We start from the raw sequence: 13,820 nt of genomic DNA, 5'->3' as shown, positions 1-13,820 counted from the left end.
GCGTGATGCAACGCTTAATTGCATAGGCGACATTAGCTCAGCTGGTAGAGCGCGACCTTGCCAAGGTCGAGGTCACGAGTTCGAACCTCGTATGTCGCTCCAAGTTTTGCCCACATCAAGCATGATTGATGTTACGGACGCGGGATGGAGCAGTCTGGTAGCTCGTCGGGCTCATAACCCGAAGGTCGGTGGTTCGAATCCGCCTCCCGCAACCAATTTTCTAAGCGCTTTTAGGCGCTTGATTGAACAAGCGACATTAGCTCAGCTGGTAGAGCGCGACCTTGCCAAGGTCGAGGTCACGAGTTCGAACCTCGTATGTCGCTCCAATCTTCTCATCGTTTTTCTCATCTATTTTGTTAGCGTTATCCAATATCACGTGTTTCCGAAGGCACAGGGTATGTCCGAGTGTCGTTCGTTGCGTCTAATAACATGGTTTCTAATGTCACTGTTTCATCGATCTGGGTGAAGTGGGCGAGGCCGACCGAATAGACAAACGGATAACGTTCTGACGATAAACGCCGGCAGAGCCTTAGGTAAAATCGATCTAATTGGGCTTCGACGGCGTCAACGTCTTGTTGAATCAATAATACGGCGAATTCACAGCCTTCTAAACGTCCTATCCAGCCTGTATCATCAAAGACATCCCTTAAACAGGCGGCAAATGCTCTCAGGACGCCATCACCCGCATGCTTGCCATAGTGCCGATTTATGCCTTGTAGCTGACGGACGTCAAAGTGCAGCAAAGTATGTTGATCTTCGATCACCATCTCATCGGTCAAATAGCTGGTTACTTCTCGGTAAAAGCCACGGCGATTAAATACGCTTGTCAAAGGGTCGATCACATTTTGTTGAGTCATGACCAGCTCATGTTCCACGATTCGCGCGAGATCTGACAGCGCGCGCTCACAGGCGTCAGTGAGCTGACGAGGCTTGTGGTCGATGACACAGAGGGTACCAAGCAAGTGCTCGCTATCAAGACTAAAAGGGAATCCAGCATAAAAACGGATGTTAGGAGGGCCGGTTACCAATGGGTTATCATCAAATCGACGATCATTAAGCGTGTCCTCAATGATAAATGGTTCGAGTTGATGAATAGCATGCCCACAAATGGACTCACTGCGCCCAGTCTGATTAACGGCTAACCCACGTTTGGCTTTAAACCATTGGCGATCTTCATCAACCAGGCTAATCGCAACCACCGGGCAATCAGATACGTAGGCAGCGACACGCACAATTCGCTCAAATCGATCTTCACGGCCCGTATCTAATATCCCTAGATCATATAAGGCGTGAAGACGCTTATCTTCGTGGCGAGTTGGCTGCGCTGGTTTCATGCTTTGTTCTCCCTGTTTATTTTAATAGTGTAGTTAACTAAACTTCCGCCCTGCAATGTGCGGATTCACCTGGATTTGTAAAAAAATGATTTGTAAAAACCGGGGTGTAAAAAACCCTATTTGTAAAAAACTTGTTTCAATGATATTTTCCTGCGGTTATTCATTCCACTGGGTGAGGCTGTTGCGCGTTTAAAACTGATCGCGTACCCCATAGCCCATCTATACTCTTTAAGTCATGTTGTTTTAGAAGGTTTGCTTATGGCGTTTTTAGCGAGCTACGATACCCAATATCCGCTATCCCATCCCCACGCAGCGTCGGCCGTGTTGATGGTGCCCCCGCTTCATTTTAAGTTTAATGCACAAACCAGTGAGGATAATGGTTTTCAACACGCTCCCTCATTGCCCGACGAGGAAGTAAAAACGCGCGCCATGGCAGAGTYTAATAACATGGTGATGATTTTGCGTCGCCATGGTATTGATGTGGTGGTGATGGAATACCCTGACTCGGATCCGGCGACACCGGATGCCGTCTTCCCGAATAACTGGTTTAGCACCTTGCCCAGTGGTGAGCTTTATCTTTACCCTATGGCATGCCCAAATCGTCAGTTGGAGGTAAAGCCAGAGCGTTTAATGGCAGCATTGGATCGTGCCGGCTATGACGTTAATCATGTGCATAAGGTCAAATGTCATGATAAAGAAGAGGCGTTTCTCGAAAGCACAGGCGCAATGGTTATCGATCACCTTAACCAGCGTGTTTATGCGGCACTTTCACACCGTTGTGACAGTATTTTATTGACCGAATGGGCAGCAAAGGTGGGCATGCGACAAGTCGTGAGCTTCAACACCGAGATGAGCGATGGCAATCCGGTTTATCATACTAATGTGATGATGGCTGTGGGCGAAGCGTTTGCCGTGGTTTGTGATGAGGTAATAGAGGCCGGGCAGCGGGATTTGGTCTGCAATACACTGAGCGAAGACAAAACGCTCGTCTCGATCAGTGAATCACAAATGAATCAGCTTTGTGGCAATATCTTGCAATTGCGAAATCGACATGGCGAATCGGTGATTGTGATGTCGTTGTCTGCTTACAGTGCTTTTACAGAAGCGCAAAAGCGTACATTACGCCAGTTTGGGAAACTGGTTCCTATCGATGTCACAACAATAGAGACAATTGGCGGCGGTAGCGTACGTTGTATGATGGGGGAGATATTTCTGCCGCGTCAGCATACTAGCTAGCGTTCGATCAAGTATGGCGTCATAGGCAAACGGCGACCGCGGGTCGCCGTTTTTGATCGGACGTCATTTAAGAATGCGTTCGCGTTTTTGCTTTTAAGGGCATTTTGTCAAACGACACACCTTTCCATCCGGTTACCATAAAATTACGAATATTTTTATGATCAGTCCCAGAGGGATGGCTCAACACGTCCTCGCGGTAGTACCCTCCGAAACACGCGAGCGTTTGCGCTTCTGTTAACTCATGCAGCCGGCAAAACGCGAGCACTTTGCAAGAGCCTGTATTTTGTCCAGCTTTATTGGCGAGATTACCGTTAGTAAATCGCGTGGGCGCGTAGTCGTAATGTGCATCTATCACCGCCATCGTCTCATCAAACATTACCATATCGGGTGTTTGTGTGACTTTGGCGAGAAAGCTGTCTAAGGTCATGTCGGTTCCTGAGTTAGTAACATGCGAGCTCTCAATGGAGAGTATATGCACGTTGTACCAACTTGTTCACCGAATGTGAAGCCGCGACATGTCAGTAACGGATGAATATCCATCACTTAAACAAAAAATAGTGTTGCAGTACTTTACATTGCACTAGGGCATCATTAGTATACAAAGCTGTTCGGAGGGATGGCTGAGCGGTTGAAAGCACCGGTCTTGAAAACCGGCAAGGGTTAATAGCCCTTCCAGGGTTCAAATCCCTGTCCCTCCGCCAAATCTAAAAAAGCCGCTGAAAAATCAGCGGCTTTTTTGTATCTATTTTAACCTTCTCTTTCCGAAGTCTGTTCACACTCGCCCGAGTAAGTGATGTAAAGTTCATCATAAATAAGCGCAAAACACCGCTCGAAAATCACAACGTCTGCAAATTTGGGCGATGGCGTGCTAGAATCCGTTACATACGCAAATATATGAATATTGGCGTTTTATTTTTTGCATTGTGAACACGGAATTGCCATGCCTGAATTTACACGTACGCCGTTGCCTTTGCCGCCTGACTTTGATCGCGACAACGACCAGTTACTCCTTCACTCTTGTTGTGCCCCTTGTTCGGGAGAGGTGATGGAAGCTATACAAGCAAGCGGGATCCGCTACAGTATCTTTTTCTATAATCCCAACATTCATCCGGCTAAAGAATACGAAATCCGTAAGCAGGAGAATATTCGCTTTGCAGAAGATCATGACGTGCCGTTTATCGATATGGATTACGATACCGATAACTGGTACGCCAGAGCTAAGGGGATGGAGTTTGAACCTGAGCGCGGCATCCGATGCACCATGTGCTTTGACATGCGGTTTGAGCGCACAGCGCTATATGCCGCCGAACATGGTTTCCGGTTTATCAGTAGTTCACTGGGTATCTCGCGCTGGAAGAACATGCAGCAAATTAATGATTGTGGCCATCGCGCAGCCGCCCCATATCCAGATGTAAGCTACTGGGATTACAACTGGCGCAAGCAAGGTGGTAGTCAGCGAATGATAGAAATCAGCAAGCGCGAGCGTTTTTACCAGCAGGAATACTGCGGGTGTATTTATTCGCTGCGGGATACGAATAAACACCGCCTAGCGCAAGGACGCGAGCGAATTAAGCTCGGCGTGCAATACTACGGCGACGATTAAAACTAAGCACCAGATTTAAACCGAAAGGCGCCTCTCAGGTGCTTTTCCGTGCGGTTAAATGGCTTTCACCGAGCAGGTGTGAAGGGCGATGCCAGCAATTGGCTAGAGGCAACACAAGCGCATCTTGATATCATAAAAGTCGCCTTGCAAACGGCAGGACTGCAAACCGTGACCATGCCACCACCTGAATTACTGCCGACTGAGGCAAGTAAATTCAACGTCTAATAAAGGTTTTGGATACTTGGAATATTGTCGAGCTAGGTGCTTTTGCACCTTGTCGCTACTGAGTGGGCGCTTTGGCGTAGAATCCCAATTTGAATAACGATAGCAACGCCACCAACTGCCGCGGCTGCATAGACAAGCTGAGTCACCGAAAGGCCGTGGCTGAGCCACAAACCACCTAATAAGGTACCCACCGCACCCCCTAGGTAGTTTGAAGAACTATTCAGTGCCACCACCGCGGCGCTATGATCAGGTTGGAGGCTAATCAGTGTGTGTTGCTGTGGCGCGAGTGACGACCAACCGGCCGCACCCCACAAGAAGAATGGCACAAAGGCAATCAGTGAAGACAGAGGCAAACTACTCGGAATGCTATATATTGCCACTGACATTAGCGCCAGTATGCCTAGCAGGATCGCCCTTGGGTGTTTTACCCAGTCGATTAAATGGCCGATGATGGAGCTGCCAATCATACCACCCAGCCCCCAAACCCATAAATATGGCGTAAGGTTGGTTTGTTGTGTGATACCCGTAATCACCGGTGCGAGGTAAGAATAGAGTCCTAAGCTGGCGACAGCCGTCAGAAACGTGACAGTAATCGTCGCAGATACTGAACGATCGGTGAGTAACGCGACGCGCGCTTTTAATGATGGCGGCGGCGCGACACAGATATGCGGCACTCCGAGCACCACGCCAACAAGCCCAATAAGCGCGATACCGATCACGACAGCAAAAACACCTTGCCATCCAAGCCAAGTCGCCAGAGCGAGACCGGCGGGAACCCCGACAACAGTGCCAGCACTCATTCCACCCAGTAAAAGACCTAATGCGCGACCTTTCTTTTCGTCAGGCACCAAAGATGCCGCACTCGCCGCCGCTAAAGGTGAGAAAATGCCTGCGCCAATACCGGCTAGCGCACGGCTTGCAAGTAGCATGGTCAAGTGAGTGCTGAAAATCGTGACAAGGTTAGCGGCAATAAATACCAACATCGACAGCACGAGGGCCTTTTTAGTAGGAAAGCCAGCCAATAAGGTAGCCAGTATGGGTGCGGAAAGGGCATAGCACAACGTAAAGGCAGTCACCATCTGTGCTGTTTGGGCTTCAGTAATATGAAAACTGGTCGAAATTTCCGGGATAATGCCCGCAACGACATATGCATCCATACCGAACGCAAACATCGCAATGGGTAAAAATAAAATGTTTTTCATGGTTAGCCTAGCGCGTGAGTGTTTGAAAAGTCGCGAGTATGTCGCCAATTGAAGCGCGGATGGCGATAAGAAAATAATTCCAAGTAAGGTGCAACTGTATGATGATTAGTAAATGTAACAAAATGTTATTGAAGGCTTCAATGACAGCCTATAAATACAGTTAGTGGGTGCAGGAAAGTATTTTTTACATGATAAACAATATATTATATTGCGGAAGGCAATATGAAACAAAACGAGCCACCATTGACCGGTGGTCGAATTACTTAGTGAGAGTCCCCGCCATCACGGCCATGTTGAGGTTGACCATAGTGATTTAGGTGGGGCGTGTTTTCGGGTGATTTTTCCCTGTTAACATAGATGTGGCACTGCCAGTATGACGTTGAGAGGGCGATATTCGTCGCCAACGGGTATTTCGCGTATAATACCGCTCACATCGACAAACCTAGGGGCATCATGAAACATCGTAACTTTGTCTTGATTGGCATGGCTATTGTTGCTGTGGCTATCACCATTTTGATCTCGCGTCAGCAGCCCAAAGCTCCCCTTGTTCCTGATTTCCAATCTTTTGCCGCGGGGGCAGAGCGCAAGCAGGCGTTTTTTGATTACTTCACGCCCGTTGTCAATACGATTAATAGCCAAATACGGGCCGATCGTACCGCATTGTTGGCATGGCATGCGCGTAAAAATGCGTTAAGTAGCCGAGAAACAAAACGCGTCCAAGCGCTGGCGAATCAGTACGAGTTAGCAGACTTTGATGTTAGCCAGGAAGCGAATTGGATGGCGCTGATCCAACGAGTGGATATCATTCCGCCGTCGTTGGTGTTAGCGCAGGCAGCCAATGAGAGTGCGTGGGGCACCTCACGGTTTGCACGTGAAGGCAATAACTACTTTGGCCAGTGGTGTTTCAGCAAAGGCTGTGGTCTGGTGCCTAAGCAGCGAACGGAAGGCAAAACCCATGAAGTGGCTGCGTTTGAAGGCCCACAAGCCTCGGTAGAAAGCTATATCAACAACCTTAATACCCATGCCGCATATCAAGGACTACGCGAGATCCGCGCCCGTCTGCGAGAGCAAAACAAAACGCTTTCAGGCGCGGTGCTCGCCAATGGGTTAGGGCGCTACTCTGAGCGTGGGCAGGCCTATGTGGAAGAGTTGCAAGCGATGATCCGTCATAACCAACTCGATAGGCTCGACCCGCCAGCATCGTCATCGACTAACTAACGCAAGGAAAGCCAATGATTACCCGTTTGCCTCGGTGGGTTGAATCCGGGGCGTTCGTGTTGGCACTGATCGCCGGCACCATCAATGCGATCGGCTTGTTGGGCTTTGAACACCAAGCCGTCTCCCACGTGTCAGGCACCGCGACGCAATTTGGCTCGGGGCTGTTTGCGGGCCAGTGGATGCACGTTGTTCAGCTGGGTGGCTTATTGTTGGCCTTTTTCCTTGGTGCTGCGGTGTCCGGCTGCTTGTTGCATGGCAGCACGCTAAAGCTGGGCCGCCATTATGACTCGGCACTCTTTGTTGAAGCCGGGTTAATTGTGGTGGCGTTTTATTTTTTATCCCGCGGCTTTGCCATTGGTCAACTGGCGGCATCGGCGGCTTGTGGCCTGCAAAATGCGATGGCGACCACCTATAGTGGTGCGATTGTACGCTCAACCCATTTAACCGGTATTGTCACCGATTTAGGCTTAATGTTGGGCGGCAAGCTGCGCGGTAACCGCGTTGATAAGCGTAAACTGATGCTGTTTTTACTGATTGCGTCGGGGTTTATTGTCGGCGGCGTGGTAGGGGCGGCGTTATTTGCGCATTTCCACTTTACGGCCTTGTTGTTTCCGGCGGGATTATGCTTCGTGGTGGCACTGTGTTATCGCGCCACCATGACTCGACAACATTTGAGATCGGGCAATAATAGCTAATAAATACACAATTTATTAACAATGCGCGTTTTCGAGCATGGCGGCTTTGTCTTCTTTGTCTTCTTTTTCACGACCATGCTATTCCTAGGTGTTTTCCTCAAATGGCGGATAAACGTGGACTGGTTTCTTGTAGTGCTCATTTGCCGTGTCACCATTCGCGCGCTATCCGCCACTGAAAAGTTTGTCCTAAATCAAACAAGCCGCAGTTTCCTTTTCGCTTTCGCGCATAGTGTGATGTTGTCGCCGTCATTGTTGCACGGGAAATGCCACACTCTGGTTACGATAAAGTAACAAGGAGGCCCCATGCCAACTCGCCATTATATTGAAACGGATGTGGTCATCATTGGTGGCGGTGCGACCGGCACTGGTATCATGCGCGATTGTGCGCTTCGCGGCATCTCGTGCATTTTGCTCGAACGTGACGATATTGCGGCAGGCACTTCGGGTCGCAACCATGGGTTGTTGCATTCTGGGGCTCGTTACGCGGTCACGGATACCGAATCGGCACGCGAATGCATCCAAGAAAACACCATTCTTAAATCCGTGGCGCGTCATTGCGTGGAAGATACCAAGGGGCTGTTTATTACCTTGCCGGAAGACGATCTGGCCTACCAAGATACCTTTATCGCCAGTTGTGATAAAGCCGGTATTCCGACACGAAAACTCACACCGCATGAGGCGCTCGCTCTAGAGCCCAATGCTAACCCGGCCATGATAGGCGCCGTGCAAGTGCCCGATGGCACGGTTGACCCCTTTCGTTTGTGTGCGGCAAATGTGTTAGACGGTAAAGAGCATGGCGGCAAGGTATTTAATCATACCCAAGTCACTGGATTAATTCGCCAAGGCGCGACGGTACAAGGGGTTCATTGTATCCACACTCTAACGGGTGAGCGCTTTTCGATTATGGCCCAGCAAGTGATCAATGCGGCAGGGATTTGGGGCCAGACTATCTGTGAGTATGCCGATCTCAACATCAAAATGTTTCCTGCCAAGGGCTCACTGCTGATCCTCGATTACCGCATTAATAATCGGGTGATCAACCGCTGTCGCAAACCGGCCGATGCGGACATCTTGGTGCCTGGCGATACTATTTCCTTAATTGGTACGACGTCCGAGCATATTGAGTACGACCAAATTGATAAGTTGGCGGTGACGCCACAAGAAGTGGATGTGCTGATGCGCGAGGGCGCCAAGCTGGCTCCCATCATGGCCAATACTCGGGTGTTACGGGCTTATGCAGGCGTACGCCCGTTGGTCTCGGTGGACGATGATGGCAGTGGTCGTAATATCAGCCGCGGCATCGTGTTGCTTGACCACCAAGCGCGCGATGGCCTTGACGGTTTGATCACCATTACCGGTGGCAAACTCATGACCTATCGACTGATGGCCGAGCAAGCCACAGATTTGGTGGCTGAAAAACTGGGTAACCGCAATGCCTGCCAAACCGCGACACGGCCGCTACCGGGCTCTGAGCCCTCCAAAGGGATCAGCAAAGCCAGTGCAAGCTTGGTCAAACCCGTCTATCAATCCGCCTATTATCGCCATGGCGAACGCGTCAGCCATTTCTTGGATGAAAGTGACGACAGCCAAGCGGTGATTTGCGAATGCGAAATGGTGACCAAAGGCGAGGTGAATTATGCCATTCAATCGTTGGATGCAAAAAACATCACTGATTTACGCCGTCGCACCCGTCTTGGAATGGGGCCGTGTCAGGGCGAGTTGTGCAGTTATCGCGCCGCCAGCTTATTCAGTGAGTGCGGAGGATTAGATGGGCAAGCGAGTGCTGGGCTGCTGGTGGACTTTCTTGAAGAGCGCTGGAAGGGCGTCAAGCCTATCTTCTGGGGGGACGCTTTACGCGAAGCCGAATTTAGTTACTGGATTTATCAAGGATTATTTGGCGCCGGTGATGTGCCTAAGTCGTCGAGCGAGGAATCAAAAACGGAAATGAATGAGCAAGTGTCCACTCAAGCTGTCGATCAGGAGGTCTCACAATGATTCACTATGATATTGCGGTGATTGGCGGTGGCATTGCTGGGTATACGGCAGCGATACGTGCATTGGAAGCCGGCAAAAAAACGGTAATGATCAGTGCGGGACAAAGTGCACTGCATTTTTCCTCGGGTTCAATTGATGTACTGGGCCATTTTCCTAATGGTGAGCCGGTTATCCAACCGTTTGAGGCGATTCCCAAATTGGTGCGCCAGCATCCTGAGCACCCTTATGCCAAGGTTAGCCTTGATGAGATCACCGATTCGTTAACCTGGTTCCAACAGCAACTCAGTGCGCAAAAAGTGTGTTTGTATCATCAAGAAGACAACGCCAATCATGGCCGGATCACGCCGCTGGGCACCGTGCGTCCGACGTGGTTATCGCAAGGGCACGTGTATCAACATCGCGGCCCGCGCCGTTTTTCGGGTCTCTGTTTTGCCGCCATTGACGGCTATCGCGATGCGCAACCGACGTTAGCCAAAGACACTATTACCGCGCAGCGCGATTTTGCCTCCTGCCCGAGTCGCACCATCACGCTTTCGATTCCTGGTGCGGAGCGTTTGCGCCGTAACCGCAATGAATTGCGTTCGGTTGATCTGTCACGCTTACTGGCTGAGCCTAACGCCTTTGAAAGCCTGTGCGAGCAGTTAATCGCGCAATCTGGACCGGATGAGCTCGTGATTTTGCCTGCCATCATTGCCAACGTCGCGGGCGAGCAGGGTATGGATGCACTTAAACAGCGCACCGATCGTTGCTTCCATGAAGTGCCCACTATGCCGCCTTCGTTACTCGGGATTCGAATAGAAGAGGCCCTGCAGCGCGCGTTTGCCAGTGCAGGTGGCATGTTGCTACGCGGTGATCAAGTCACCAGCGGCGAGTTTGACGACAGTGGCCGCCTCACCGCATTACATACCCGTCAGCTAGAGGATATTCCGTTAACCGCAGAGGCAGTGATCTTGGCGACGGGAAGCTATTTTAGCCGCGGCTTGAATGCGGATCGCACCCAAGTTAGCGAGCCAACACTGGGGTTAGATATGGTACAAAGCCCTGACCGCAGCGAATGGCGCAATGACGACTTTTTCAGCCAGCAAAGTCATCCTTTTATGGCCTTCGGTATTAACACCGATAACCAACTGCGGCCTACCGCGCGCGGAAAACGTTGTCAAAACTTGTTTGTATGTGGGGCAGTACTCAGTGGTTACGACCCCGTCTTTGAAGGTTGCGGCGGAGGCGTTGCGGTTGCAACAGGCTACGCCGCGGCACAACGAGCACTTGCCGTGATGGCAAACGCTAAGGAGGCCATATGTTAACTGAATGGCTTAAACAGCGAGAATATCGCGACCATGCACCGCAGCCCACCAGTTTTGACCAGTGTATCAAGTGTACCGTCTGCACTGTGTACTGCCCCGTGTCGAAAGTGAATCCGGCGTATCCGGGCCCCAAAGAGTGTGGGCCGGACGGCGAGCGTCTGCGGATTAAAAATCCAGAGTATTATGACGACCTACTCAAACTATGCACCAACTGCAAACGCTGCGAAACCGCCTGTCCCTCTGGGGTAAAAATTGGTGATATCATTGCCGTGGCACGGGGTAAACATGGCGAGAAAAACATCAATCCTAAGTTGATGCGTGATTACGTGCTCAGCCACACCGATTTATTTGGTACCTTGGCGAACCCGGTGGCACCGATTGTGAATGCGATGACGGATTTAAAACCGGTAAAAGCGGTGATGCATGCCACCATCGGGGTAGATAAACATAAATCCTTGCCTAAGTATTCTTTTGGTACCTTCCGCCGCTGGATGAAAAGCCAAACGGCGGCACAAGCTGAATACCCCAAACAAGTCAGCTATTTTCACGGTTGTTATGTGAATTTTAACAATCCGCAGCTCGGCAAAGACTTGGTCACAGTAATGAATGCGATGGGCTATGGCGTTCAGCTATTAGAGAAACACAAATGCTGTGGTGTCCCCTTAATTGCTAACGGTTTTTATGATAAAGCAAGACGTAATGCCACCGCCAATACCGCGATGATTGCCGATTCTGTTGCCGACGAGCGCCCAGTGATCGCGACGTCATCATCGTGTGCGCTGACACTCAAAGAAGAGTATCCGCATGTATTGGGCGTCGACAATCAGCATGTGGCAGGACAAATTAGCTTCGTGACCCGTTTTTTACTCAAAGCGGCAATGAATGGCGAGATGCCCAAGCTAAAACCCGTCAATAAACGGGTGGTGTATCACACCCCTTGTCACTTGGAGCGCAGTGGCAATGCGATGTTCACCATTGAGCTATTGCGGATGATCCCCGGGCTAGACGTGGTTGTGCTCGATAGCGAGTGTTGTGGTTTGGCAGGCACCTATGGCTTTAAAACCGAGAACTATCAAACCTCGATTGCCATCGGTAGTGGTTTGTTTGCGCAGATTAGAGCTGCAGAAGCCGACTTTGCTATCACCGATTGTGAAACCTGCAAATGGCAAATTGAAGAGAACACCCCGTTGGAAGCCTTGCATCCGGTCAGTGTGCTGGCGATGGCCGTGGATGATGCGAACCCATAAAAGCGACGACGACCTCGAATAAAAAGCGCCACCGTATTAGGTGGCGCTTTCGTTGGCCGGTGAAACTGGTCTAGTGATTCGCTTGTGATGGCGTCGAGGCGGTGGGCTTGCCAACCGGCTCTGCCAGTAAAGACTTCATCACACTGATGGTCATTAAGATCACCAATACACTGATAGGTAATGCAGTCACCATGTTGGCCGTTTGTAAGGCTCTTAAGCCGCCTGCGACCAAAAGCACCGCGGCGACGGCGCCGATCATAGTGCCCCAGAAAACACGGAAGCGTTTCGGCGGATCATCATTGCCCATCGACAGAATGGTGGTGAGCACCAAGGTGCTGGAATCGGACGAGGTAATAAACCAGCTAAACAGCAAAAAGATCATCATGGCGTTCAGTATCCAACCCCAGATACCGCCGCCGGTAATGCCATCGGCTGTGGCGAACAATGCCGCAGGCAAGTCCCAGCCATTCACCAAATCAATGATTCCCGCTGTACCGACACCCGTCTCAGCAACAAGCTCTTGATGCAACGCATTGCCGCCAAAAATGGCCAACCAGGCAAAAATCATCAGCGTTGGCGCGCAAAGCACACAAACCACAAACTCACGCAGGGTACGTCCGCGAGAAATGCGGGCAATAAATAAGCCAATAAAGGGCGCCCAGCCAATCCACCAACCCCAGTAGAAAATGGTCCAGGCATTTTGCCATGCGGCTGGGCCTGGCGTTTCAGGAAACCACAGTCCCATTGGGATAAAACCGACCAAATAGTCACTGAGTGAAGCCCCAAAGACGTGGATCAACCAGGTGGTTGGACCGCCAAATAAGAAGTAAGCGATTACCAATGCCGAGACGATAATGTTCCACTCGGAAATAATGCGGATCCCTTTGCCGACGCCAGACAGAGACGACATGATTGAGGCCACGGAAATCAAAACGATCAGGATAACCTGAGTCATGACACCGGGATCGATGCCAAATAAGCGATCGAGCCCCACCGCGATCTGACTGACACCTAACCCGAGCGAGGTGGCGACACCGAATACGCAGCCGAGGACACCTAAAATATCGGTGATATGGCCAATGGGCCCGTAGATCCGATCGCCAATCAGCGGATAAATGGTGGATCGTAGCGCGAGCGGCAGTTTTTTACGGAACGAGAAATACGCCAGCGCGAGGCCAACAATGACGTACACGGCCCAGCCATGAAAGCCCCAGTGAAAGTAGGTAACACGCAGGGCAGCGGCCGCGCGATCAAATCCCATGGTGGTTGCGCCTGCCATATCAGCATATGGATTGTTGGGGTAGCCGAACGCACCACTTGTATCAAAGTAGAGCGTGGGTTCGGCTACCCCAAAAAACAATATGCCAACACCGACACCGGCGGAAAATAACATCGATAGCCACGAAAAAGTACTAAATTCGGGGCGATCGTCGTCGTCACCCAAACGAACATTACCAAAACGGGTGACTGCAATAATGAAGCTGGCGGCCAATAAGAGAACAAGCACCAACATGTAATACCAACCGAACGTAGACTCTACCCATCCGCGAGCAGCAGCAAACACACTGGCCGCTAGGTGAGTGTTAAACCCGGTAAAAAAAACGAAGACGAAAACCAGAAGGGTAGCGGCGATCATCATATTTTTATGAACGCCCTTAAACGGCCCCGTTTGGGTGACGCAATCGGCAAACGGATGCTGCAATGTGCTGGCATTGCTCGCATCCGACGTACTTCGTGTTGACATGAGTAACTCCTTTTTAA

Annotated in this window: 12 protein-coding genes and 4 tRNA genes; 12 read left to right on the top strand and 4 right to left on the bottom strand. The window is 50.6% G+C overall.

Annotated features, from left to right (window positions below):
* The first annotated feature begins 26 nt into the window (after nt 1-26).
* From BZG81_RS05425 to BZG81_RS05415, 3 genes are all read left to right on the top strand, one after another.
* Nucleotides 27-102 (top strand) — tRNA-Gly (locus BZG81_RS05425).
* Nucleotides 103-138: 36 nt separating this feature from the next.
* Nucleotides 139-215: transfer RNA gene (locus BZG81_RS05420), tRNA-Met, on the top strand.
* A gap of 35 nt (nt 216-250) precedes the next feature.
* Nucleotides 251-326 (top strand) — tRNA-Gly (locus tag BZG81_RS05415).
* A gap of 36 nt (nt 327-362) precedes the next feature.
* Here BZG81_RS05415 and BZG81_RS05410 read toward each other — a convergent pair.
* Nucleotides 363-1,334: a sensor domain-containing diguanylate cyclase gene (locus BZG81_RS05410; RefSeq protein WP_077461232.1), complete on the bottom strand. Its 972-nt coding sequence runs from the start codon at nt 1,332-1,334 to the stop codon at nt 363-365.
* Between the two features lie 258 nt (nt 1,335-1,592).
* Here BZG81_RS05410 and BZG81_RS05405 point away from each other — a divergent pair, with 258 nt between their 5' ends.
* Nucleotides 1,593-2,570, top strand: a complete 978-nt coding sequence (locus tag BZG81_RS05405; protein WP_077676908.1) for an arginine deiminase-related protein — start codon at nt 1,593-1,595, stop codon at nt 2,568-2,570.
* A gap of 67 nt (nt 2,571-2,637) precedes the next feature.
* On the opposite strand, the gene BZG81_RS05400 is transcribed toward BZG81_RS05405, so the two are convergent.
* Nucleotides 2,638-2,997 carry a HopJ type III effector protein gene (locus BZG81_RS05400; protein ID WP_021023128.1) on the bottom strand — a complete coding sequence of 120 codons (360 nt, stop codon included), beginning with the start codon at nt 2,995-2,997 and terminating at the stop codon, nt 2,638-2,640.
* A gap of 183 nt (nt 2,998-3,180) precedes the next feature.
* Here BZG81_RS05400 and BZG81_RS05395 point away from each other — a divergent pair.
* The 3 genes from BZG81_RS05395 to BZG81_RS15590 all read left to right on the top strand — a co-directional run bounded on the left by BZG81_RS05395 (nt 3,181) and on the right by BZG81_RS15590 (nt 4,398).
* A tRNA-Ser gene (locus BZG81_RS05395) sits at nt 3,181-3,271 on the top strand.
* A 239-nt stretch (nt 3,272-3,510) separates the two neighbouring features.
* A complete protein-coding gene (locus BZG81_RS05390) occupies nt 3,511-4,173 on the top strand; it encodes an epoxyqueuosine reductase QueH (protein ID WP_077676907.1) in 663 nt (220 codons plus the stop codon).
* A 48-nt stretch (nt 4,174-4,221) separates the two neighbouring features.
* Complete coding sequence (locus BZG81_RS15590; RefSeq protein ID WP_158011828.1) at nt 4,222-4,398, top strand: hypothetical protein; 177 nt, start codon at nt 4,222-4,224, stop codon at nt 4,396-4,398.
* Nucleotides 4,399-4,430: 32 nt separating this feature from the next.
* On the opposite strand, the gene BZG81_RS05385 is transcribed toward BZG81_RS15590, so the two are convergent.
* The gene (locus BZG81_RS05385; protein ID WP_077676906.1) at nt 4,431-5,600 is read right to left on the bottom strand and encodes an MFS transporter; all 1,170 of its coding nucleotides are present in this window, start codon (nt 5,598-5,600) and stop codon (nt 4,431-4,433) included.
* Nucleotides 5,601-6,053: 453 nt separating this feature from the next.
* Between BZG81_RS05385 and BZG81_RS05380 the strand changes: the two genes are divergently transcribed.
* The 5 genes from BZG81_RS05380 to glpC all read left to right on the top strand — a co-directional run bounded on the left by BZG81_RS05380 (nt 6,054) and on the right by glpC (nt 12,059).
* Nucleotides 6,054-6,818 (top strand): glucosaminidase domain-containing protein, encoded by a 765-nt coding sequence (locus BZG81_RS05380; RefSeq protein ID WP_198533630.1) that lies wholly within the window; start codon nt 6,054-6,056, stop codon nt 6,816-6,818.
* A gap of 14 nt (nt 6,819-6,832) precedes the next feature.
* On the top strand, nt 6,833-7,513 hold the full coding sequence (locus tag BZG81_RS05375; protein WP_077676905.1) for a YoaK family protein: 681 nt from the start codon (nt 6,833-6,835) through the stop codon (nt 7,511-7,513).
* A gap of 303 nt (nt 7,514-7,816) precedes the next feature.
* The gene (gene glpA / locus BZG81_RS05370; RefSeq protein ID WP_077486923.1) at nt 7,817-9,508 is read left to right on the top strand and encodes an anaerobic glycerol-3-phosphate dehydrogenase subunit A; all 1,692 of its coding nucleotides are present in this window, start codon (nt 7,817-7,819) and stop codon (nt 9,506-9,508) included.
* Nucleotides 9,505-10,812, top strand: coding sequence for a glycerol-3-phosphate dehydrogenase subunit GlpB (gene glpB / locus BZG81_RS05365; RefSeq protein WP_077676904.1), 1,308 nt, complete (start codon nt 9,505-9,507; stop codon nt 10,810-10,812). The genes glpA and glpB overlap by 4 nt, the downstream gene beginning before the upstream one ends.
* Nucleotides 10,806-12,059 (top strand): anaerobic glycerol-3-phosphate dehydrogenase subunit GlpC, encoded by a 1,254-nt coding sequence (gene glpC / locus BZG81_RS05360; RefSeq protein WP_077676903.1) that lies wholly within the window; start codon nt 10,806-10,808, stop codon nt 12,057-12,059. The genes glpB and glpC overlap by 7 nt, the downstream gene beginning before the upstream one ends.
* A gap of 70 nt (nt 12,060-12,129) precedes the next feature.
* On the opposite strand, the gene BZG81_RS05355 is transcribed toward glpC, so the two are convergent.
* Nucleotides 12,130-13,803: a BCCT family transporter gene (locus BZG81_RS05355; protein WP_077676902.1), complete on the bottom strand. Its 1,674-nt coding sequence runs from the start codon at nt 13,801-13,803 to the stop codon at nt 12,130-12,132.
* Nucleotides 13,804-13,820: the final 17 nt, after the last annotated feature.

This window comes from Salinivibrio sp. MA607 (assembly GCF_001996245.1).
In the GTDB taxonomy this organism is placed as follows: domain Bacteria; phylum Pseudomonadota; class Gammaproteobacteria; order Enterobacterales; family Vibrionaceae; genus Salinivibrio; species Salinivibrio costicola.
This window is presented reverse-complemented; position numbering and strand designations above follow the sequence as displayed.

Coding starts and splice junctions, on each gene's coding strand:
- BZG81_RS05410 (WP_077461232.1), bottom strand. CDS start 1,334: ATGAAACCAGCGCAGCCAACTCGCCACGAAGATAAGCGTCTTCACGCC.
- BZG81_RS05400 (WP_021023128.1), bottom strand. CDS start 2,997: ATGACCTTAGACAGCTTTCTCGCCAAAGTCACACAAACACCCGATATG.
- BZG81_RS05390 (WP_077676907.1), top strand. CDS start 3,511: ATGCCTGAATTTACACGTACGCCGTTGCCTTTGCCGCCTGACTTTGAT.
- BZG81_RS05385 (WP_077676906.1), bottom strand. CDS start 5,600: ATGAAAAACATTTTATTTTTACCCATTGCGATGTTTGCGTTCGGTATG.
- BZG81_RS05380 (WP_198533630.1), top strand. CDS start 6,054: ATGAAACATCGTAACTTTGTCTTGATTGGCATGGCTATTGTTGCTGTG.
- BZG81_RS05375 (WP_077676905.1), top strand. CDS start 6,833: ATGATTACCCGTTTGCCTCGGTGGGTTGAATCCGGGGCGTTCGTGTTG.
- glpA (WP_077486923.1), top strand. CDS start 7,817: ATGCCAACTCGCCATTATATTGAAACGGATGTGGTCATCATTGGTGGC.
- glpB (WP_077676904.1), top strand. CDS start 9,505: ATGATTCACTATGATATTGCGGTGATTGGCGGTGGCATTGCTGGGTAT.
- glpC (WP_077676903.1), top strand. CDS start 10,806: ATGTTAACTGAATGGCTTAAACAGCGAGAATATCGCGACCATGCACCG.
- BZG81_RS05355 (WP_077676902.1), bottom strand. CDS start 13,803: ATGTCAACACGAAGTACGTCGGATGCGAGCAATGCCAGCACATTGCAG.